This window comes from Microbispora amethystogenes, from assembly GCF_016863015.1.
Classification (GTDB): Bacteria; Actinomycetota; Actinomycetes; order Streptosporangiales; family Streptosporangiaceae; genus Microbispora; species Microbispora amethystogenes.
Map to the genome: position 1 here is coordinate 42,858 of NZ_BOOB01000026.1, position 21,020 is coordinate 63,877.

Consider the following 21,020-nt stretch of genomic DNA (forward strand, 5'->3'; position numbering starts at 1 on the left):
GTCGGCGGCTCTTCTCGTTGTGCGGGTGGCGTCAGTCCTGCAGCTCCAGCACGCGGGCGTGCAGCACGGAGCGCTGGTGCAGCGCGGCCCGCAGCGCGCGGTGCAGGCCGTCCTCCAGGTACAGCTCGCCCTGCCACTGCACCACGTGCGGGAACAGGTCGCCGTAGAAGGTCGAGTCCTTGCTGAGCAACGAGTGCAGGTCCAGCACCGCCTTCGTGGTGACCAGCGTGTCGAGCCGGACCTGCCGGGGCGGGATCCGCGCCCACTCTCGGGAGGACAGTCCGTGTTCCGGGTAGGGCCGTCCGTCGCCGACCAACTTAAAGATCACGCTATGTAGTTTAGGAGACGTGGCAAACGGAGCCGCCGCAGGCCGTGCGGCGGCCCCTGCATCGGCCTCACATGGGTCTCAGATGCTCCCGGAGAAGGTGTCGCAGCGTCCAGGGTCGCCCGACTCGTAGCCGTTCTTGAACCACTTGGTCCGCTGGGCCGACGTGCCGTGCGTGAACGCGTCCGGGTTGACCCTGCCCTGCGCCTGCTCCTGGATGTGGTCGTCGCCGACCGCCGCGGCGGCGTCGATCGCCTCCTTGATGTCGGCGTCGGTGAACTCCTCGGCGTAGAAGCCCGTGCTCACCGCGTTCTTCGCCCACACGCCCGCGTAGCAGTCCGCCTGCAGTTCGAGCCGTACGGAGCCGCTCTCCGCGCCCTGCTCCTGGCCGACCTTGTTCATCGTGCCGAGCAGGTCCTGCACGTGGTGGCCGTACTCGTGGGCGATCACGTACGCCTGCGCGAACGGGCCGCCCTTGGCCCCGAACCGCGACTGCAGTTCGTCGAAGAACGACAGGTCGAGGTAGACGTGCTTGTCGTTGGGGCAGTAGAAGGGGCCGACGGACGAGTCGGCCGCGCCGCATCCGGTCTGCACCCCGCCCGAGAACAGCGTGGTCTTCGCCTTGGTGTAGCCCTGGACCTGGTCGCCCCAGTACTTCTGGATGCTGTTGACCACTCCCACGACCCGGCACTTCTCCGACTGGTCGGCGTCGGCGCCGCTCTTGCACTGGGAGTTCAGGTCGGTGGTGGGCTGCGCCCCGGTGGGCTCGTCCCCGCCGCCCGTGATGTTCCCGGGGTTGATACCGAAGATCAGGGCCACGATGAGGGCGATGATGCCGGCGGCGCCGCCGCCGACGGCCAGGCCGCCACCCCGGAACCCGCCACCTCCGCCGACGTCCTCGACCTGCGAGGTGTCGAGTTGCGCTCGATCATCGAAATCCATCTGCGACGCTCCCGATGGCGTTGCCGTCACTGCCGTCACTCACTGCCGCACTGCGTTGCTCGACTGCGTTGTTGCTCGCCGGGCCTACTGCCCCGCTTAGGAGTGATCATGCCTGACTCCGCGCGGGTTAGGATGCGCGCGTGCCCAGGAGCGCCGCACACCGGCTGGTGCCGCCGATGCCGGGCGGGCGCGACGGGCTCGGCCGGCTGGGCCGGCTCGGCTGGTTCGGCCCCCTGGCCGTGGCCGCGTTCGGGGGGTTCCTCCGGTTCGATCGTCTCGACATGCCGCACGCCTTCGTCTTCGACGAGCTGTACTACGCCAAGGACGCCTACTCGCTGATCACGTACGGGGTCGAGCGGCAGTTCGCCGACGGCGCGGAGGAGACGATCCTGCGCGGCGGCAGGGACGTCTTCCGCGCCTGCGCCCAGCCGGAGGACTGCGCCGCCTACGTCGCCCATCCGCCGCTGGGCAAGTGGCTGATCGGCGCGGGGGAGTGGCTGTTCGGCCTGACGCCCTTCGGCTGGCGCTTCGCCGCCGCGCTCGCCGGAACGCTGAGCGTGCTGGTCCTGGCGCGGGTCGCCCGCCGGATGACCCGTTCGACGCTGCTCGGCTGTCTCGCGGGCCTGCTGCTGGCGCTGGACGGCCTGCACCTCGTGCTGTCGCGGTCGGCGCTGCTCGACGTCTTCCTCACGTTCTGGGTGCTCGCGGGCTTCGCCTGCCTGGTCGCCGACCGCGACGCCGCCCGTGCCCGCCTGGCGGAGTGGCACCGCACCTCGGCCCCGGAAGGACCCGGGCTCCCTCTCGGTCCGCGGCTCGGCCCCCGGCTCTGGCGGCTGGCCGCCGGGCTGTGCCTCGGGGCGGCGACGGCCACGAAGTGGACCGGCGTGCTCTTCGTCGTGGCGTTCGCGGTGATGGCGTTCGCCTGGGACCGCGGCGCCAGGCGGGCCGCCGGGCTGCGCCGCCCGGGCCGGCAGGCGGCCCGCCTCGACCTGCCGCTCGTGCTCGCGTGGCTCTGCGCCGTCCCCGCCACCGCGTACGTCGCGTCGTTCGCCGGGTGGCTGGCCTCGGCCGGCGGCTACGGCCGCAACTGGGACCGCGCGAGCCAGAACGGCTGGGCCTACTTCGTCGTCGACTCGCTGCGGTCCCTGATCGACTACCAGAGCCAGGTGCTGGGTTTCCACCAGGGCCTGAGCGCCCACCACGACTACCAGTCGGACCCCTGGGGCTGGCCGCTGCTGTTACGCCCGGTCCTCTTCTACTACCGCTCGTCGCCCGGAGCTTGCGGGGCGCGCTCCTGCAGCCAGGCGATCCTCGGGACCGGCACCCCGGTCGTCTGGTACGCCGGACTGCTCGCGCTGCTCGCGATGGTGGTGTGGCACCTGACCACCCGCGACTGGCGGGCGGGGACCGTCGTGCTCGGCTACGCGGCGGCCTGGCTGCCGTGGTGCTACTTCGCGCTGGCCGACCACCGCACGACGTTCCTGTTCTACCTGCTGCCCGCGCTGCCGTTCCTGATCCTCGCGATCGTGCTCGCCTGCGGGCTCGTCCTCGGGCCGCCGGGCTCCTCGGCCATGCGGCGCTCCACGGGCGCGGCGCTGGTGGGCGCGTTCGTCCTGCTGGCCCTGGCCGACTTCTGGTGGCTGTCCCCGGTCCTCACCGCCGTCCCCGTGCCGTACGACACCTGGCTGAGCCGCATGCTCCTGCGCAGCTGGATCTAGCCGGGTCCGGTCGGCTGAGAGCAAGATCGAGGCCCAGACGCGCGAAAGGCCCGGTTGGATGGACCGGGCCTTTCGCGTTCTTGCTGCTCAACCAAGCGCGGAGGATAGGAGATTCGAACTCCTGAGGGGTTGCCCCCAACACGCTTTCCAAGCGTGCGCCCTAGGCCAACTAGGCGAATCCTCCGTCGGACAGCTTAGCTCACTTCCGGTGTGGTTTCGACGTGTGATTCGACGTCCCGCGCACCCCCGGCGAGTGGCTAGACTGTCCAGCGGACCCCTCGCGCGGCGTCATCCTGTGAACCTCCCCAGGGCCGGAAGGCAGCAAGGATAAGCGGGCTCTGGCGGGTGTGCGAGGGGTCTCTCAGTTAGCGGGTACGCCGGCCGGGTCGACCCCCCGAGGAGGCGGCATGAGTCTTGCGCTGTACCGCAAGTACAGACCCGGGACGTTCGCCGAGGTCAAGGGGCAGGAACACGTCACCGACCCGCTGCGCCAGGCGTTGCGCAGCGGCCGGATCCACCACGCCTATCTCTTCAGCGGCCCGCGCGGCTGCGGCAAGACCTCCAGCGCGCGCATCCTCGCGCGGTCGCTCAACTGCGAGCAGGGCCCGACGCCGGACCCCTGTGGCACGTGCGAGTCCTGCGTGGCGCTGGCGCCCACCGGGCCCGGCCACCTCGACGTCATCGAGATCGACGCGGCGTCCCACGGCGGCGTGGACGACGCGCGTGATCTGCGCGAGCGGGCGTTCTTCGCCCCCGTCTCGGCGAGATTCAAGATCTACATCATCGACGAGGCCCACATGGTCACCCGTGAGGGCTTCAACGCGCTGCTGAAGCTGGTCGAGGAACCGCCGCCGCACCTCAAGTTCGTCTTCGCCACCACCGAGCCGGAGAAGGTCATCGGGACGATCAAGTCCCGCACCCACCACTATCCGTTCCGGCTGATGCCGCCCGCCACGCTGCGGCGGCTCATGGAGGAGATCCTCGAATCCGAGTCGGTGCCGTACGAGCCGGCCGCGTTACCGCTCGTCGTCCGGGCGGGCGCCGGGTCGGCCCGCGACACGCTGTCGATCCTCGACCAGCTTCTCGCGGGCGCGGACGAGGCCGGCATCACCTACCCGCGGGCCGTGTCCCTGCTCGGCTACACCGACGGCGACCTGCTGGACGAGGTGGTCGACGCGTTCGCCAAGCGGGACGGCGCGGCCGTGTTCCACGCGGTGCACCGGGTGATCGAGGGCGGTCACGACCCCCGCCGCTTCGCCACCGACCTGCTCGAACGCTTCCGCGACCTGGTGATCCTCTCCAACGTCCCCGAGGCCGCGGGCAGCGGCCTGCTCGACCGGCCGGCCGACGAGCTGGAGCGCCTCCAGGCGCAGGCGGCGTCCATGGGCCCCGCCGAGCTGACCCGGGCGGCGGAGGTCTTCAACGCCGGGCTGACCGAGATGCGCGGCGCGACCTCTCCCCGCCTGCTGCTGGAACTCGTGTGCGCCCGCGTGCTGCTGCCCGGCGCCGACCAGGGCGAGGCCGCGCTGCTGACCCGGCTCGAACGGCTGGAGCGCGGCGTCGTGGCCGGGACGCACGCCGTCGCCGCCGCCCCGCCGCCGGCCGCGCCGCCTGCGGCACCACCGGCGGCACCTCCTGTGGCCCCGCAGGCGGCGCCATCCGCGGCACCGTCCGCAGCGCAGAGCCCGCGGCCACCGGCGGCCGCCCCCGCGAGGACCGGCGACGCCGACGACTGGCCCACTCCCGTACGGCCCGGCTCGGGGGCCGCGCAGCCGCCCGCGCAGGCCCAGGCCCAGGCGCCCTCGACGGGCGTGGTCCAGGGCGGCGGGCCGGTGCACCAGGCCTGGCCGCGGGTGCTGGAGGCGATCAGGAACCGGCAGAAGGTCGCCTGGATCATCCTCAACGCCCAGGGCAGGCTGCTCGGCGTCGAGGGCAACGTGGTGACCATCGGCTTCGAGAAGCCGGGCGACGTGCAGGGCTTCCTCAAGGGCAAGCGCGACGAGACGGTGGCCGCCGCCCTCGGCGAGGTGCTCGGCGGCGTCTGGCGCGTCGAGGTGGTCGTCGGCGGCTCGGGCCCGGGCCCGTCCGGCTCCGCCGCGCGCGGCCCGTCCGGCCCGCCCGCCCCCGCGGCGCCGCCCGCGCCGGTCGCGCCCACCGGATCGTCGATGGCCACGGCGCCCGCGGCGTCCACAGCGCCGTCATCGGCCGCCGCGCCTCCCAGTGCCGCCCCGACTGCTGCCCCGGCTGCTGCCCCGACCGGCGCCCAGCCCACGGCTCCGCCGGCCGGGAACGGCGGGGCGGGCACCGGCGGGACGACCGACGAGAGCTGGCCGGACGCGCCCTCGGACGACTTCGACAGCCCGTCGCCCGGTCCGCCGTCGGGGGCGTCGTCCGCGTTCGCCACCGCGAGACCGGCCGGGCGGTCCGCCGCGCCGGCGAGGCCACGCCAGGCCTGGCCGGAGACGGTTCCCGGCCGCGGCGACGCGGGCGCGGACGTGAGCGAGCTGACCGGCATGGCCCTGATCCAGCACGAGCTCGGCGGCCGGATCATCGAGGAGATCGACCACTCCTGATCGGCCGCTCCTGAGCGCCTCACCCGCGCGGGAGACGGACACCGCATGGACGGAGACTGGTGGGGTAACCGGTGTCCGTCCGCCGACGGCCCCGGGCGGAACACGCGTACCGGCTCCGGTGCGGAAACGGGGACGGACGCCGTAGGCTCGTCGCGACGAACACGTCGCTGGATGCTGAGGAGCGCACCATCGTGAATCCAGGAGATGTCAATCTCCAGCAGTTGCTGGAGCAGGCTCAGCTGATGCAGCAGCAGCTCGTCACCGCGCAGCAGGAGCTCAGCGACGCCGAGGTCGACGGGACCGCCGGCGGCGGGCTCGTCCGCGCCACCGTGAACGGCAGCGGCGAGCTGCTGGAACTCGAGATCAGCCCGGTCGCCATCGACACGAGCGACCCGGAGGAGAGCGCGCAGACGATCGCGGACCTGGTGCTCGCCGCCGTGCGGGACGCCGTACGCGCCGCGGCCGAGCTGCAGCAGGAGAAGCTGGGCCCGCTCGCGCAGGGTCTGGGGGGCGGCTTCGGCGGCGGTCAGCTGCCGGGGTTCTAGAGCATGTACGAAGGGGTCGTCCAGAATCTGATCGACGAGCTCGGGCTGCTGCCCGGCGTCGGTCCCAAGAGCGCGCAGCGGATCGCGTTCCACCTTCTCGCCGCCGACCCGGCCGACGTCAAACGGCTGGCGCACGCGCTGCTGGAGGTCAAGGAGAAGGTGCGCTTCTGCCGGGTTTGCGGAAACGTCGCCGCGGAAGAGGAATGCCGCATCTGCCGCGACCAGCGGCGTGACCCGCAGGTGATCTGCGTGGTCGAGGAACCGAAGGACGTGGTGGCGATCGAGAGGACCCGCGAGTTCCGCGGCCGCTACCACGTGCTCGGAGGAGCGATCAGCCCGATCGACGGTGTCGGGCCGGACGACCTGAAGATTCGCGAGTTGATGGTCCGGCTGGCCGACGGCCAGGTCACCGAGCTGATCCTCGCTACCGACCCGAACCTCGAAGGCGAGGCGACGGCCACCTATCTGGCCAGGCTCGTCAAACCTTTGGGGCTGAAGGTGACCCGACTGGCCAGCGGCCTGCCTGTGGGCGGTGATCTCGAGTACGCCGACGAGGTCACCCTGGGCCGCGCTTTCGAAGGACGGAGGCTGCTGGATGTCTGACGAGTGGAACGACCTGGCCGCACGCGTCGCCGGACACGCGCAGAACTACATCGACGGCCTGACCCGCCTGGCCGGCGGCGAGGGCGGCGACGCGACGCTGCCGCTGCTTCTGGTGGAGGTGGCCCAGGTCAGCCTCGCGGGCACCCAGCTCGGGGCCGCGCAGGACGTGATCCTGCAGGGGAACGTCGAGCCCGTGCTGAGCGAGGACCCCGACATCGACCCCCTCCGTACGGCGCTGGCCGCCCGGCTCGGGCCGGTGGACGACTACGCCGAGGTGTTCGACCCCTACAAGGACGACGCCGTCACGCCGTACCGGCTGTCGGACGACCTCGCGGCGGTGGCGGCCGACCTCATCCACGGGCTGCGCCACTACGGCGCGGGCCGTCCTCTCGAGGCGCTGTGGTGGTGGCAGTTCTCCTACTTCAACACGTGGGGCAACCACGCCGGTGCGGCGCTGCGGGCCCTGCAGTCGCTTGTCGCGCACGCCCGCCTCGACGTGGTCGAAGAGGGGACGACGGTCTGATCGCGGTCTGATCGCGGTCTGACCGTCCACATGCTGGTCGCGTACGGTGGGCGTTTGGGACGCACAAGTACACTGTGAGCTCCACGTCCTGATTCGTTGGAGATTCCAGTGGCGCTCGTTGTGCAAAAGTACGGTGGTTCCTCCGTAGCCGACGCGTCCTGCATCAAGCGGGTCGCCCAGCGGATCGTGGCGACGAAAAAAGCGGGCAACGACGTCGTGGTGGTGGTCTCCGCGATGGGCGACACCACCGACGAACTGCTCGACCTGGCCCAGCAGGTGTCGCCGCTGCCGCCCGGCCGCGAGCTCGACATGCTGCTCACCTCGGGTGAGCGGATCTCCATGGCGCTGCTCGCGATGGCGATCGCCAACCTCGGTCACGAGGCGCGTAGCTTCACCGGCTCGCAGGCCGGCGTGATCACCGACTCGACGCACGGCAAGGCGCGCATCATCGACGTGACGCCGAGCCGCATCAGGGAGGCGGTCGACTCCGGGCAGATCGCGATCGTGGCCGGGTTCCAGGGGGTCTCCCAGGACAGCAAGGACATCACGACGCTCGGCCGGGGCGGCTCCGACACCACGGCCGTCGCCCTCGCGGCGGCGCTCGGCGCGGACGTCTGCGAGATCTACACCGACGTGGACGGCATCTACACCGCCGATCCCCGCATCGTCCGCACGGCACGGCAGATCCCGCGGATCTCCTACGAGGAGACGATGGAGATGGCCGCGTGCGGGGCCAAGATCCTGCACCTGCGCTGCGTGGAGTACGCCCGCAGGTTCAACCTGCCCATCCACGTCAGAAGCTCGTTCAGCACGAGGGAAGGCACCTGGGTCGTCTCCGACCCCTACAGCGAAGGAACCGAAGTGGAGCAGCCCATCATCTCCGGGGTGGCGCACGACCGGAGCGAGGCCAAGATCACTGTGGTCGGGGTGCCCGACAAGGTCGGCGAGGCCGCCGCCATCTTCCGCACGCTGGCGGACGCGGAGATCAACATTGACATGATCGTGCAGAACGTGTCGGCCGCCGCGACCGGGCGGACGGACATCTCCTTCACGCTGCCGGTGAACGACAGCCAGACGGCCCTCACCGCGCTGAAGAAGATCCAGAGCCAGGTCGCGTTCGAGTCGCTGCTGTACGACGACCAGATCGGCAAGGTGTCGCTCGTCGGCGCGGGCATGCGCTCGCACCCGGGCGTCACCGCCACGTTCTTCGGCGCGCTGGCCGACGCCGGAGTGAACATCGAGATGATCTCGACCTCGGAGATCCGCATCTCCGTCGTCGTGGGGCAGAACGAGGTGGACACCGCGGTCGCCGCCGCCCACCGCGCGTTCGACCTCGACTCCGACCAGGTCGAGGCCGTTGTGTACGGAGGTACCGGAAGATGAGCCGCAAGCCCGTTTTGGCCGTCGTCGGCGCGACCGGCGCCGTCGGCACGGTCATGCTCGACATCCTGACCAACCGCCGCGACCTGTCCGACGCGTACGGCGAGATCCGGCTTATCGCCTCCCCGCGTTCGGCGGGGAAGGTGCTGAGCGTGCGCGGCGAGGACGTCGTGGTCCAGGCGTTGTCGCCGGAGGCCTTCGACGGCGTCGACATCGCGATGTTCGACGTGCCTGACGAGGTGTCCGCCGAGTGGGCGCCGATCGCCGCCGAGCGCGGCGCGGTGGCCGTGGACAACTCCGGCGCCTTCCGGATGGACCCGGACGTGCCGCTCGTGGTGCCCGAGTGCAACCCCGAGCAGGCCCGCAACCGGCCCAAGGGGATCATCTCCAACCCCAACTGCACGACGCTGTCGATGATGGCCGCGATGGGCGCGCTGCACCGTGAGTACCGCCTGCGCGAGTTGGTCGTCGCCTCCTACCAGGCCGTCTCCGGCGCCGGAGTGGCCGGCCCCGAGCGGTTGTACGCCGAGATCGAGGCCGTCGCGGGCGACCGGACGATGGGCACGGTGGCCGGCGACGTGCGCAAGACCGTGCCCGACCTGGCCGACTCGCCGTTCCCGGCTCCGCTGGCGCTCAACGTGGTGCCGCTGGCGGGCTCGATCCGGGGCGGTGGCTGGACGTCGGAGGAGCTGAAGGTCCGCAACGAGTCGCGCAAGATCCTCGGCATCCCGGACCTGCGGGTCTCCGCGACCTGCGTGCGCGTCCCCGTGGTGACCACCCACTCGCTGGCCGTCCACGCGACGTTCGAGCGGGAGGTGACCGTCGAGGGCGCCCGGGAGATCCTCGACGCCGCGCCGACCGTGGTGGTGCTGGACGACCCGGCCAACGGCGTGTTCCCCACGCCGGCGGACGTGGTGGGCACCGACCCGACCTACGTCGGCCGGATCCGGCAGGCGCTCGACTTCCCCAACACGCTCGACCTGTTCGTGTGCGGTGACAACCTCCGCAAGGGCGCCGCGCTGAACACCGCCGAGATCGCCGCGCTGGTCGCCACCGAGTTCGCCTGAGTCCTCCTGAGTTCGCCTGACCCCCGCTCCGCGCCCGGCCGCGCCGTACAGTGACGCCGTACAGTGACGATCGTGGCCGAGAAGACACGGGAGCTCATCGTCGAGACGGCCCTCCGGCTGTTCCGGGAGCGGGGGTACGAGGCGACCACGATGCGTGCGATCGCCGCGGAGGCGGGCGTGTCGGTGGGCAACGCCTACTACTACTTCACGTCCAAGGAACAGCTGGTCCAGGCGTACTACGACCGCGCGCAGGCGACGCACGAGGCCGCCTGCCGCGAGGTGTTCGCCGCCGAGCGGTCCTTCGCCGGACGCCTCGGCGGCGTGCTGCGGGAGTGGGTGCGGATCTCCGAGCCGTACCACGAGTTCGCGGTGAAGTTCTTCAAGCACGCCGCCGAGCCGAGCAACCCGCTCAGCCCGTTCAGCGCCGAGTCGGCGCCCGCGCGGGAGTCGGCCATCGCGCTCTACCGGGAGGTCGTCGACGGGTCGGCGGGGCGCATGGACGACGAACTGCGCGAGGAGCTGCCCGAGCTGCTGTGGATGCTGTGGATGGGCGTCGTGCTGTTCTGGGTGCACGACTCCTCGCCCGGCTGCGCGCGCACCCACCGCCTCATCGACCGGGTCGTCCCGCTCGTCGACCGGCTGGTCGCCCTGTCGCACCTGCCCGGCATCAAGGGCGTGGCCAGGGAGGTCATCGAGGTGGTGCACGAGCTGCGGGCGTGACAGGAACCGGGCGGGCACGGCCGTACGTTAACGGGAGGACAGGGCGGGCAGTGTTCCTCAGCTGGTGTCCCGCAGCCGGTGCCCTGCACTGGTGTCCCCCGGGAGGTGTCCTCATGGTGAAGGCAGGACGTGCGGCGGCCACCTGGCGCGCCTACCGCGAGGTGTCCCGGCCGGGATCGCCCGGCGTCGGAGCGCGCCTCAAGGCCGTGCCCCGGATGATCCGCGCCGCCGTCAAGGGCGAGTATCACGGCCTGACGAAGGGCAAGCTGGCCATGCTCGGCATGGCCGTGGCGTACATCGTCTCCCCCATCGACGTGGTGCCCGACTTCCTCCTCGGCATCGGGATCGTCGACGACTTCGGCGTCCTGCTGTGGCTGGCGACCGCGCTGCTCGGCGAGAGCGGCCAGTTCGTCGACTGGGAGAACGGCGCCCGCTCCGTCCACACCGGGCCCGCGCACACCGGGTCCGCGCACACCGGGTCCGTGCACAAGGGTCGAGCGCGGCGTTAGAGCTGTTCCATCCGCAGCCAGGCCCGTGACGGCAACGGATGGCCGAACAGCCGGGCGGCATTGCCGTACGAGACCCGGGCGATGTCGGCCGGGGGCAGGCTGCCGAGGTTGCGGGCCACCGCGCGCTGGGTGTCCGGCCAGGTCGACTCGGCACGCGGATAGCCGGTCTCCAGCAGGACGTGCTCCATGCCGACGGCCAGCCGCACCGAGCTGAGCGCGCTGTCGTCGAGGGTGCCGAAGAAGAAGTTGCGCCGCAGCACCTCGCTGGGCTTCAGGCCGCCCTCCCAGGCGGGCTCGCCCGCGACGGGGTGGTCGAGCGCGTAGTCGGCCCGCTCGGCCAGCATCGGCAGCCAGCCCACGCCGCCCTCCACGATCAGGACGCGCAGCTTGGGGAAGCGCAGCGCGACCCCCGACCAGAGCCAGTCGGCGCAGGCGAACATCGCGCTGGCCGGGATCAGCGTGGTGATCGCCTCGACCGGGGTGTCGGGCGAGGGCACCGGCGCCCAGGAGGACGCTCCGGTGTGCAGGCAGACGACCGTTCCGGTCTCCTCGCAGGCGGCGAAGAACGGGTCCCAGTGCCGGCTGTGGATGGACGGCAGCCGCAGCCGGGTGGGGAACTCGGGGAACACGACGGCCTTGAAGCCGCGGGCGGCGTTCTCCCTGATCTCCTTGGCCGCGACCTCGGGGTCGGGCAGCCAGGGCAGCTGGAGCGCGATCATGCGCTCGGGGTAGCTGCCCGCCCACACGTCGACGTGCCAGTCGTTCCACGCCCGCACCAGCGCGAGCCCGAGGTCCTGGTCGCGGGTGCGGCCGAACGCCACGCCCGCCTGGCTCGCCAGCATCCCGGGGAAGCAGAGGGCCGCCCAGATCCCGGCGCGGTCCATGTCACCGATGCGTTCCTCGATGTCGTGGCAGCCCGGCCGCATGTCGTCGAAGCGCACGGGGTCGAGGGTCCACTGCTCCTTGGGCAGGCCCGCCCCCACGTCGACCCCGGCGCAGGGATAGGTGGCGCCGCCGTACCGCCACACCTGGTGACCCGCCTCGGTCTCGACGACCTTGGGCGCGAGGTCCTTGTACTTCTCCGGGAGACGGCCCTCGAAGAGGTCGGCCGGCTCGATCAGATGATCGTCGACCGAAATGATCACGTAGTCCCGCCGCCTCGGCTCTGGGTCGGGATGCAGCGGCGTCGTCACGAGAGTAAACGGTAAAGCCAAGGGATAACACCGTACAAGCTGCAAGGTCTCCGGTTGGTATCCGTTCGCTCACCTTGCGGTGTCCCGGTCACTGGGTGTGATCACTGGGCTGATCACGCTGCGTGGCGCGTCCTCGGGGACGGCGTCCTCCCCGGTGTCGTCCCCGGTGTCCTCCCCCGTGTCCCCGGCCTCCCGCAGATCGCGGGCCTCTCGCCGGACGAGCAGGACCCAGCCGCCCACCGCGATCCCGATGAACAACCACCACTGCACGGCGTACGCGAGGTTGAGCCCGCCGCCGGCGCCCACGTCCGGCGCCGGCAGGAGCTCGGGGGAGGCGCCGGCCGGCGGGCGCTGGTCGGTCAGCTCGACGAAGCCGCCGTAGACCGGGTACGGCAGGCCCTTGGCCACCGCGGACGTGTCGATCAGCAGGATCTGGCCGGCGGGCAGCCCGGCCCGGACCCTGATCCCGCTGTTCTCCCGCGTCTCGGCCGGGCGCAGCCGCCCGGTCACCGTCACCTCTCCGGCGGGCGGCGCGGGCACTCGCGGCGGCGCGTCCGCGGTCGCGCCGGCCGGGACCCAGCCCCGGTTCACCAGTACGGCGCCGCCGGGGGTGACGAGCGGGGTGACCACGTAGAACCCGACCCGGGCGTTGAGGGTGCGGCGGCGCACCACGAGCTCGTGCGCGGGGTCGTACCGCCCGGTCGCGGTGACGAGACGGTGCCCGTCCTTCTCCGGTACGGCCCCGCCGGGCCGGTCGAGCCGGTCGATCGGCACGGGCGCGGCGGCGAGGTTGGCGGTGATCCTGGTGCTTCTGGCCGAATTCTCCTCGAACCGCCCCCACTGCCACTTCCCCAGGAAGAAGAAGGCGGGGATCAGCGCGAGCACGAGCAGGTGCAGCCCGACCCAGCGGCGTGTGAGGAGGAACCGGTACACGTGACCAGCCTAGGCAGCCCCACGGGTGGTCCGTATGTCAGGCGTCGGTAAGTCAGGCTGCGTGGTCAGGCTGCGTGGCTAGGCTGAGGCGCCGAGCCGGGCGCCGGGACCGGGGCGGGGGGTCGCCTCCCGGGGCCCGCCGACCTCGTGGCCGTCCGCGCACAGCAGCCGCAGCGCGACCGGTGCGCCGCAGTCGCGGTGGGTCACCACGACCGGCGGCCCCGCGGAGTCGGCGAGGTAGCGGTCGCCCCAGTGCATCAGGGCGATCAGGATCGGGTAGAGGTCGAGCCCCTTCTGGGTGAGCCGGTACTCGTCGCGCTGGCGCTGGCCGGGCTCCTGGTAGGGCACCTTGCGCAGCAGTCCCTCGTCCACGAGGCGGGACAGCCGGGCGCTGAGCACCTGCCGGGGCGCCCCCGTACGCGCCTGGAGATCGGCGAACCGCCGGACGCCGTTGAACGCCTCGCGCAGCACCAGGAGCGTCCACTTCTCGCCGAGCACGGCGAGGGTTCGCTCGATGGAGCAGTTGTCCACCCGATAACGCCGCATGTCACGCATCGTATGCACAAACCCCTTCCGCTCTGCCACAATCGAATCCGAAGCCACTCCCGCATTTGCAGAACAAGGTTCTGTTGGTTCACCATTGACTTTGTGAACAATGTGAGAAGCGGGCGGGACGGCAGGGCGAGGATCATCGAGGGCGCCCTGCGCAGGTTCAGCCAGAGCGGGGTGTCCGCCACCACGCTCGCCAGCCTCCGCCAGGAGAGCGGCGTCAGCGTCGGGAGCTTCTATCACCACTTCACCAGCAAGGAGCACGTCTACGGGGTGCTCTACGCCGAGATCCTGGAGGCGTACCAGGACGCGTTCGTCGACGAGCTCCTCCGCCACGAGGACGCGTGCGGCGGGATCGAGGCCATCGTCGCCCTGCACATGGCGTGGTGCGGGGAGCACCCCGAACGCGCCCGTCTGCTCATCAGCGAGCGCCCGCCCCGCCGCAACGAGCCCGGCGGTCCGGAGGTCGCCGAGTCGCGGCGCGACTTCTTCCGCCAGGTCGCCGACTGGTGGCGGCCGCACGTGAAGAACGGCGAGCTCCGGCCGGTCCCCCCCACCATGTGCTACGTGCTGTGGCTCGGCCCGGCGCAGGAGATGTGCCGCCTGTGGTTCAGCGGCGCCCACCAGCCCACCGCGGAGGAGATCCGCGAGCTGGGGGAGGCCGCCTGGCACAGCCTCAAGACGCCGTAGCGCCCACGCCGGGGCCCGGCAGCTCCCGGCTCAGCACCCGCCACACCCGGCCGTCGAGACAGATCTCCAGCCGCAGTTCGTAGCGGTGGCGCCGCAGCCCCGGCACCGGCACGCGGTCCTGTACGTCGAACCGCCTGCCGCGGGCGTACCCGAAGCCCAGCTCTCCCGGGAAGACGCGGATCTCGTCCCGGTTGCCGCAACGGGGACAGGTCCACATGACGACGTCCCTGGCCCGGTTGTAGTCGTGGCAGGCGTCGAAATACTCGTCGGAGCGCAGGCGGCAGTCGCACGCCAGACAGGGCAGCAGCATCGAGGTCCTCGGTCGGGGGGTTCCCCATATGAATACGGCCTGCTGCTTGAGTTTCACTTATCAACGGCTTACCGCCGAAGTCCGCGTGCCGTCCGGCGGCGCCGCGATACATTCGATCCGTGGACGCCCCTTCTGACCTGGTCCGACGGCTTCGCGACAGATTCGTGGAGACCGGCTACTCGATCGACGGCGTACGTGAGCGACTGGGCGACATGGCGGCCTCGGCCCTGGCCCGCGAGGAGATCGTGCCCGCGCTGCGCGCCACCAGGGACGCCGACCCCCTCGCCGCGCTGATCCGCCTGTGGTGGCTCGGCGTCCCGGTCAGCATGGCCGCCGCCGACCTGCCCCTCCAGGACCTCATCGAGGCCGGCCTGCTGGTGCGGCTGGGCGACACCGTCCAGTCCACCGTGCATCTCCAGCCCTGGGACGCGGGGACGGCCGGTCCGGCGTACGTCGTCTCCGACCGCAAGGTGCGGCCCGGCGACCCCTCCCTGCGCCCCGACCACGTCGTCGGGGCGGGCGGGGCGTCGGCGAACCTCGCCCAGCTCGGCTGGGCCGCCCCGGTCGGCCGGGCGCTCGACCTCGGCACCGGCTGCGGGGTGCAGGTGCTGCACCTGGCTCCCCGGGCCGGCGAGGTCGTCGCGACCGACGTGAACCGCCGCGCGCTGCGGCTCGCCCGCCTCAGCTGGGAGCTGTCCGGCGTGCACGGCGTCGAGGCGCGCGAGGGGTCGATGTACGACCCGGTGGACGGCGAGAGGTTCGACCTCGTGGTGTCCAACCCGCCGTTCGTCATCGCGCCGGAGGCGAGGTACACCTACCGGGAGACCGGGCGGCACGGCGACGACTTCTGCCGCGAGCTCGTCCGGCGCACGCCCCGCCATCTCACCCAGGGCGGGCAGGCCCGCTTCCTCGCCAACTGGCTGCACGTCAAGGGCGAGGACTGGCAGGACAGGGTGGGCGGCTGGCTCACCGAGACCGGCTGCGACGGCTGGGCCGTGCAACGCGACGTGCAGGACCCCGCCGAGTACGTCGAACTGTGGCTGCGCGACTCCGCCGAGCACGGCACCTCGGCCTACCGGGAGCGCTACGACGAGTGGCTCGCGTGGTTCGAGTCGATGGACGTGACCGGCGTCGGCTTCGGCTGGATCGCCCTGCACGACTCCGGCTCGCTCAGCCCGCTGGTGCGGGTGGAGGAGCTGACGCACCCGGTGGAGCCGCCGGCCGGCGCGCTGGTCGAGGAGGTCCTGCGGGCGGCGCGCACGGCGTACGACCTCTCCGACGAGGACCTGCTCGACGCGCGCCTCCGGGTGGCCGAGGGCGTCGTGGAGGAGCGCGTGGGCCCGCCCGGCGCCGACGACCCCTCCCGCATCGTGCTCCGGCAGACCCGGGGCGCCCGCCGTACGGCCGCCGTGGGGACGGTGGAGGCGGCTCTGGCAGGAGTGTGCGACGGCGACCTGCCCACGCGGCCGCTGCTCGCCGCGATCGCGGAACTCACCGGGGAGGACCCGGACGCCGTGCTCGGCCGGGCGCCCGCGGCGCTCCGCCCACTGGTCGCCGAGGGCTTCCTCTCGATTGCCGGCTAGCTCGCGAGCACGGTTGCAACCCCGTGTTGATCGGAAGTTGAACGCCCCGGGCGACTCTGGTCATGTGCGGGCTCCGGGGGGGTTCGGGGCCCGCACCGAAGCCTGGCCGGTCGTTCATGTGAGGCGGCGAGCCGCCACGGGGCGCACCGGTAAGGACCGGGCCCCCTGCGCGCCCCAAGGCGGCGGGCGGCCGGCCGGGCCGATCTCTCCGGGGTACGGGTCCCCGGGACACGAGAAGGGGCGAGCGCGTGATCAACCACGTCCGGATGAGCCGGTTGGACGACGACCTGCGATACGACCTACGTGTCGGCCTGGGTCTGGGCCTGGCCGGCCAGGAGCGCGGTGATGTCGGCGGCCTCGGGCGAGCCGAGCCGGGTGAAGATCTCCAGGGCCTTCTCCAGGGCGTCCCCGGCCCGCGCGGCCTCTCCGACGCCCATGAGGGCCTTGCCGAGCGCGGCCAGTGACTGCGCCTCGCCGTACGGGTGGGTGATCTCGCGGCTGACCGTGAGGGCCTCCTCGGCGTGCCGGGCGGCCTCGGCGTACCGGCCGGCGGCGATGAAGGTCGCGGCGAGCCGGTAGCAGACCCGCTGCTCCCAGACCCGCTGGTTGCTCGCGCGGAAGAAGGCCAGGCACTCGGCGTGGTGGACGACGGCCTCGTTGAGCCGTCCGACGTGTGACAGCACGTTGCCGAGGTGATAGCGGGCCCGGGCCGTCCCGGCGCCGCTGCCGATCTCGGAGAAGACCGCGAGACCCCGCTCGGCGGCGGCGATGGCGTCGCCGGGACGGCCGAGGCCGAGGTGGTCGCGGGCCGAGTAGCACGACGCCAGCGCCTCGCCCGCGGTGTTGCCGACCTCGCGGAAGATCGTCGCCGCCCGGCCGAACCAGTCGAGCGCCTCGGTGTGGCGGCGCTGCCGCCCCGCGACCACCGCCAGCGCGTTGCACGTCTCGCCGAGCACGACGTGGTCGCCGGTCTCCTCACCCAGGGCCCGGGCGGAGAGGAAGTGCGACTCGGCCTCGGCCAGCCGGTTCGCGCCGAACAGCACCCGGCCGAGCACGTACCGGCAGCGCATCTCCGCGCGCCGCTCGCCCGCGTTCCGCGCGGCCGTAAGCAGCGCCGACACGCGCTGCTCGAACTCGCGCTGGTTGGTGCCCGACTCCAGCAGCGGCTCCAGCGCCAGCAGCAGGTCGGCCGCGGGGACCAGGTCCTCTCCCGACCCGTACGCCCGGGCCACCGCCGCGAACAGGTTCTCGGCCTCGGCCGAGAGCCACGCCACCGCCTCGTCGGCGGAGCCGAAGGAGTGGCCGCGCATGCCCAGGTCGACCAGGTTGTCGGCGATCGCGCTGCCCTCGTACGCGAGCCGGTGCGCCGCGCCCGCCGACGCCAGCGAGAAGCCCAGCAGGCGGCGCAGCGCGAGCGCCCGGGCCTCGGGCTCCTCGTCCGTCTCCGCCTGCCGCCGGGCGAACAGCTTGAGCAGGTCGTGGAAGCGGTAGCGGCCCTGCGCGGGCGCCTCCAGCAGGCTGGCGTCCACCAGAGACTCCAGCACGTCCTCGGTCTCCGTGAGGGTGAGGTCGAGCAGGGCCGCCGCGGCGGAGAGCGAGATGTCCGAGCCCTCCGGCAGCGACAGCAGCCGGAACGCCCGGGCCTGCCGGGCGTCCAGCTGGCCGTACCCGAGGGCGAACGTGGCCGAGACCGCCAGGTTCCCGATCTTCATGTCGTCCAGGCGGCGGCGTTCGTCGGCGAGCCGGGGGACGAGCGAGGCCACCGTCCACGACGGGCGGGAGGCGAGCCTGGCGGCGACGATCCGCACGGCCAGCGGCAGGAAGCCGCAGGCGGCCACCACGTCCATCGCGGCCGCCCGCTCGGCCGCCACCCGCTCCGGTCCCGCGACCGCGGCCAGCAGCGACAGCGCCTCGTCGGGCTCCAGCACGTCGAGGTCGACGAGCCGCGCCGCGGGCAGGTCGGCCAGCTTGCCCCGGCTGGTGATGATCGCGGCGCAGCCGGCCGAGCCGGGCAGCAGGTGCTCCACCTGGTCGGCGTCGCGGGCGTTGTCGAGCAGCACCAGCATCCTGCGGTCCGCGAGCAGCGACCGGAACAACGCCGAACGCTCGGCGAGGCCGTCGGGGATCACGTCCATCGGGATGCCGAGCGCCCGCAGGAACGCGACCAGCGCGGTCTCCGGCGCGGTGGGCTCGACTCCGTACCCGCGCAGGTCGGCGTAGAGCTGGCCGTCGGGGAACAGGTCCTCCGCGAGATGGGCCACGTGGACGGCCAGGGTCGTCTTGCCCACGCCGCCGATGCCCGACATCGCCGCGATCGGCACTCCCTCTCCCGTGCCGCCGGCCGGGCCCTCGCCGCGCAGCAGCGCGAGCAGCCGGTGCACCAGGCGGGTGCGGCCGGTGAAGTCGGTGATCGCCGCCGGAAGCTGCGCCGGTCGCGGCATCTCGACCATCGGGCCGTGACCCGGGGTGGTCTCTCCGTCGTCGCCGTAGTCGGGATCGTCGTGCTGCGACAGCCGTACGGGAGGGGACGCGGGGGCGAGCGAGGGGTCGGCGGCGAGGATGCGCCGGTGCATCTCGCTCAGCTCGGCGCCCGGCTCGATGCCGAGTTCGTCCACCAGCGCCTGCCGGGTCTCGGTGAACACCGACAACGCCTCGGCCTGCCTGCCGCACCGGTAGTAGGCCAGCATGAGCTGGACGCGGATCCGCTCGCGCAGCGGGTGCTCGGCGGCGAGCGCGACCAGCTCCGAGATGATCTCCGCGTGCCGGCCGAGCTCGAGGTCGACCTCCATGAGGGCCTCGACGGCGCCGATGCGGCGCTCGGCCAGCCGGTCGCGCTGGTGCTCGGCGTACGGCCCGACCGCGCCGGCGAGCGGCTCGCCCGACCACAGCCCCAGGGCGCCGCGGAGCCGCCGGGCGGCCTGCTCCACCCGGCCCGTACGGCGGTCCGACTCGGCGGCGGAGCACTCCCGGTCGAAGACGGCGAGGTCGAACCGGGCGGGGCCGAGCCGCAGCGCGTACCCCCGGCCCACCGAGGTCAGCAGTTGCGGCGGCGTCCTGGGGGAGCGGCCGGGTTCGAGGACGGTGCGCAGGCGGGAGACGTAGGTGCGCAGCGCGCCCAGCGCACGCGGCGGCGCGTCCTCCCCCCACACGCCGTCGATCATCTCGGTCGGCGAGACCGCGTGCCCCTCCCGCAGCAGCAACATCGCGAGAATGGAGCGTTGCAGGGGCGTGCCGAGGTCGAGTTCGACGCCGTCGCGCCACGCCAGGACGGGTCCCAGTACGGCGAAGCGCAGGTCGTCCGAGGTGGCGTGGTCAGGCATGTGGACCTGTCTCCTGAACGGCAAGATTCGTGAGCAAATGATAGATCGTGCGGAGAGGCGCACGTATAACGCTCCCGCTGATTTACCAGGGTTCAGCGTGTGTTCAGGTGCTTGAAAGCGGCCTGCAAACCACCATCTGGGCGGTGAAAGCGATTTGCAGGCGGAGGGGCCTATCACTGAGACGCAACCCCGACAGCACCCGCCTCGGGGGATCGTCCTCGAACAGGAGAACCGAAATGCGTCGCTCCATCACCCTCGGCCTCGCCGCCGCGACCGCCGTCGCCGCCCTCGGGCTGCCGGCCCTCACGACCGCCGCCAGCGCCGCCCCGGCGTCCGCGGCCTCCGCCTCCCACCACGACGACTGGGACTACTCGGAGTGGTGGGGCACCTACTGGTCCTCCAACCACCTCGCCAAGGCCAAGGGCCACATCGACGTGAACTACGACGACGAGGAGTCGAACCGGGTCCACGTCACCGGCAAGCTGTACGACCTGGACAACCGCACCTACCGGCACGGCGGCAAGTGCGCCTACATCCGGTTCCGCGTCCAGGACTGGGACGACAGCGAGGACGACTGGTCCTCCAGCTTCAAGTCGTACAAGTACTGCGGCGCCGGCGGCTACAAGCAGATCAACTTCTGGCGCTACGACGTCGCGCAGGTCCAGGCGCAGGTCTGCCAGATCGGTCTGTACAGCCAGTTCCCGGTCAAGTGCGGCGGTTGGCACGAGATCTACAACGCCTACGATGACGAGTACGGCTACGACGCCTGATCGTCCACCGGCGTCACGCGGCCCGTCCCTTCCCGGGGACGGGCCGCTTTTCTTTGGGCTCTGTCTACAGGGGCTGGTCAGGCTGCTTCCGACGCCGGTTCCAGAAGGCCCAGCCTCGCGCGCAGACGCTCGCGTACGGCGGGCCACTCGGGACTCAGGATCGAGTAGTACGCGGTATCTCGGACCGTGTCGTCGGCGCCTCGGCTGTCCGCTCGCCGCACACCGTCCAGGTGCGCGCCGAGGGCCTCGATGGCGGCCCGGGATCGGGTGTTGCGTACGTCTGCCTTGAGGGTGATCCGGTGAACCTGCCAGGTCTCGAAGGCGAGGGAGAGCACCAGGTACTTGCTCTCCCGGTTGACACCGGTGCCCTGGGCCGACGCGGCGAGCCAGGTGTACCCGATGTCCGCGACGGACGGGACCTCGCCCACCGCGCCCTTGGTACCCGGCGGCCAGGGCATCGGGCCCTGCCAGTACTCCAGGTTCATCAGACGGGTGGCACCGACCACGCGGTCGGTGTGCAGCCACCGGATGGCGAAGGGCATCGTGCGGCCCTCCGCCTGCTCAGCCAAGGCGGCCTCCACGTAGGAGGCCATCTCGTTCCGTCCAGCGGGAACGCGAGTGAAGGCGTACGTAGAACGGTCTTCACTCGCCGCGGCGACAAGATCGTCGAGCACCGCGAAGCTGAGCGGTTCCAGGCGCACGGAGCGCCCGGACAGGGTGACAAAAGCGGGCATGAGCACATGATGGGGGCTGCCGGGCACGCCTGA

At 72.0% G+C, this 21,020-nt stretch carries 20 protein-coding genes, 1 tRNA gene and 1 other RNA gene; 13 read left to right on the forward strand and 9 right to left on the reverse strand.

Going from position 1 to position 21,020, the window contains the following annotated elements:
* Positions 1-31: 31 nt before the first annotated feature.
* Together Mam01_RS18165 and ypfJ are read right to left on the reverse strand one after the other, a co-directional pair.
* Entirely contained in the window at positions 32-328 is a 297-nt protein-coding gene (locus Mam01_RS18165) for a type II toxin-antitoxin system VapB family antitoxin (protein WP_150933483.1), read from the reverse strand.
* A gap of 78 nt (positions 329-406) precedes the next feature.
* Entirely contained in the window at positions 407-1,267 is an 861-nt protein-coding gene (gene ypfJ, locus Mam01_RS18170) for a KPN_02809 family neutral zinc metallopeptidase (RefSeq protein WP_204286493.1), read from the reverse strand.
* Between the two features lie 140 nt (positions 1,268-1,407).
* Here ypfJ and Mam01_RS18175 point away from each other — a divergent pair, with 140 nt between their 5' ends.
* A complete protein-coding gene (locus Mam01_RS18175) occupies positions 1,408-2,985 on the forward strand; it encodes a dolichyl-phosphate-mannose--protein mannosyltransferase (RefSeq protein WP_239101408.1) in 1,578 nt (525 codons plus the stop codon).
* A 98-nt stretch (positions 2,986-3,083) separates the two neighbouring features.
* On the opposite strand, the gene Mam01_RS18180 is transcribed toward Mam01_RS18175, so the two are convergent.
* Positions 3,084-3,169: transfer RNA gene (locus Mam01_RS18180), tRNA-Ser, on the reverse strand.
* A gap of 85 nt (positions 3,170-3,254) precedes the next feature.
* Between Mam01_RS18180 and ffs the strand changes: the two genes are divergently transcribed.
* From ffs to Mam01_RS18225, 9 genes are all read left to right on the forward strand, one after another.
* Positions 3,255-3,350: signal recognition particle sRNA small type (gene ffs, locus Mam01_RS18185), an RNA gene on the forward strand.
* Positions 3,351-3,392: 42 nt separating this feature from the next.
* On the forward strand, positions 3,393-5,558 hold the full coding sequence (locus tag Mam01_RS18190) for a DNA polymerase III subunit gamma and tau (RefSeq protein WP_204286494.1): 2,166 nt from the start codon (positions 3,393-3,395) through the stop codon (positions 5,556-5,558).
* Positions 5,559-5,749: 191 nt separating this feature from the next.
* Positions 5,750-6,103, forward strand: coding sequence for a YbaB/EbfC family nucleoid-associated protein (locus Mam01_RS18195; RefSeq protein WP_150933480.1), 354 nt, complete (start codon positions 5,750-5,752; stop codon positions 6,101-6,103).
* A 3-nt stretch (positions 6,104-6,106) separates the two neighbouring features.
* Positions 6,107-6,706: a recombination mediator RecR gene (recR, locus tag Mam01_RS18200; RefSeq protein WP_150933479.1), complete on the forward strand. Its 600-nt coding sequence runs from the start codon at positions 6,107-6,109 to the stop codon at positions 6,704-6,706.
* Positions 6,699-7,229: a DUF5063 domain-containing protein gene (locus Mam01_RS18205; protein WP_111697605.1), complete on the forward strand. Its 531-nt coding sequence runs from the start codon at positions 6,699-6,701 to the stop codon at positions 7,227-7,229. The genes recR and Mam01_RS18205 overlap by 8 nt, the downstream gene beginning before the upstream one ends.
* Before the next feature lie 108 nt (positions 7,230-7,337).
* Positions 7,338-8,612 (forward strand): aspartate kinase, encoded by a 1,275-nt coding sequence (locus Mam01_RS18210; RefSeq protein WP_150933478.1) that lies wholly within the window; start codon positions 7,338-7,340, stop codon positions 8,610-8,612.
* Positions 8,609-9,676: an aspartate-semialdehyde dehydrogenase gene (locus Mam01_RS18215; RefSeq protein ID WP_204286495.1), complete on the forward strand. Its 1,068-nt coding sequence runs from the start codon at positions 8,609-8,611 to the stop codon at positions 9,674-9,676. The genes Mam01_RS18210 and Mam01_RS18215 overlap by 4 nt, the downstream gene beginning before the upstream one ends.
* Positions 9,677-9,748: 72 nt before the next feature.
* Positions 9,749-10,396: a TetR/AcrR family transcriptional regulator gene (locus Mam01_RS18220; RefSeq protein ID WP_225311379.1), complete on the forward strand. Its 648-nt coding sequence runs from the start codon at positions 9,749-9,751 to the stop codon at positions 10,394-10,396.
* A 113-nt stretch (positions 10,397-10,509) separates the two neighbouring features.
* Positions 10,510-10,905 (forward strand): YkvA family protein, encoded by a 396-nt coding sequence (locus Mam01_RS18225; protein ID WP_204286496.1) that lies wholly within the window; start codon positions 10,510-10,512, stop codon positions 10,903-10,905.
* Here the strand turns inward: Mam01_RS18225 and Mam01_RS18230 are convergent.
* The 3 genes from Mam01_RS18230 to Mam01_RS18240 all read right to left on the reverse strand — a co-directional run bounded on the left by Mam01_RS18230 (position 10,902) and on the right by Mam01_RS18240 (position 13,577).
* Positions 10,902-12,098, reverse strand: coding sequence for an amidohydrolase family protein (locus tag Mam01_RS18230; protein ID WP_150933474.1), 1,197 nt, complete (start codon positions 12,096-12,098; stop codon positions 10,902-10,904). The genes Mam01_RS18225 and Mam01_RS18230 overlap by 4 nt on opposite strands.
* A gap of 69 nt (positions 12,099-12,167) precedes the next feature.
* Complete coding sequence (locus Mam01_RS18235) at positions 12,168-13,031, reverse strand: SURF1 family cytochrome oxidase biogenesis protein (protein ID WP_204286497.1); 864 nt, start codon at positions 13,029-13,031, stop codon at positions 12,168-12,170.
* Positions 13,032-13,109: 78 nt separating this feature from the next.
* On the reverse strand, positions 13,110-13,577 hold the full coding sequence (locus tag Mam01_RS18240) for a winged helix-turn-helix transcriptional regulator (RefSeq protein WP_204286498.1): 468 nt from the start codon (positions 13,575-13,577) through the stop codon (positions 13,110-13,112).
* A 102-nt stretch (positions 13,578-13,679) separates the two neighbouring features.
* Between Mam01_RS18240 and Mam01_RS18245 the strand changes: the two genes are divergently transcribed.
* On the forward strand, positions 13,680-14,270 hold the full coding sequence (locus Mam01_RS18245) for a TetR/AcrR family transcriptional regulator (RefSeq protein ID WP_204286499.1): 591 nt from the start codon (positions 13,680-13,682) through the stop codon (positions 14,268-14,270).
* On the opposite strand, the gene Mam01_RS18250 is transcribed toward Mam01_RS18245, so the two are convergent.
* A complete protein-coding gene (locus tag Mam01_RS18250; protein ID WP_150933470.1) occupies positions 14,257-14,580 on the reverse strand; it encodes a hypothetical protein in 324 nt (107 codons plus the stop codon). The genes Mam01_RS18245 and Mam01_RS18250 overlap by 14 nt on opposite strands.
* Before the next feature lie 110 nt (positions 14,581-14,690).
* Here Mam01_RS18250 and Mam01_RS18255 point away from each other — a divergent pair, with 110 nt between their 5' ends.
* Positions 14,691-16,163 (forward strand): DUF7059 domain-containing protein, encoded by a 1,473-nt coding sequence (locus Mam01_RS18255; RefSeq protein ID WP_373868703.1) that lies wholly within the window; start codon positions 14,691-14,693, stop codon positions 16,161-16,163.
* A gap of 299 nt (positions 16,164-16,462) precedes the next feature.
* Here Mam01_RS18255 and Mam01_RS18260 read toward each other — a convergent pair whose 3' ends face one another.
* Positions 16,463-19,483: an AfsR/SARP family transcriptional regulator gene (locus Mam01_RS18260; protein ID WP_204286500.1), complete on the reverse strand. Its 3,021-nt coding sequence runs from the start codon at positions 19,481-19,483 to the stop codon at positions 16,463-16,465.
* Between the two features lie 236 nt (positions 19,484-19,719).
* Between Mam01_RS18260 and Mam01_RS18265 the strand changes: the two genes are divergently transcribed.
* Positions 19,720-20,253 carry a hypothetical protein gene (locus tag Mam01_RS18265; protein WP_204286501.1) on the forward strand — a complete coding sequence of 178 codons (534 nt, stop codon included), beginning with the start codon at positions 19,720-19,722 and terminating at the stop codon, positions 20,251-20,253.
* A 77-nt stretch (positions 20,254-20,330) separates the two neighbouring features.
* Here the strand turns inward: Mam01_RS18265 and Mam01_RS18270 are convergent, their stop codons facing one another.
* Entirely contained in the window at positions 20,331-20,987 is a 657-nt protein-coding gene (locus Mam01_RS18270; protein WP_204286502.1) for a GNAT family N-acetyltransferase, read from the reverse strand.
* Between the last annotated feature and the right edge of the window lie 33 nt (positions 20,988-21,020).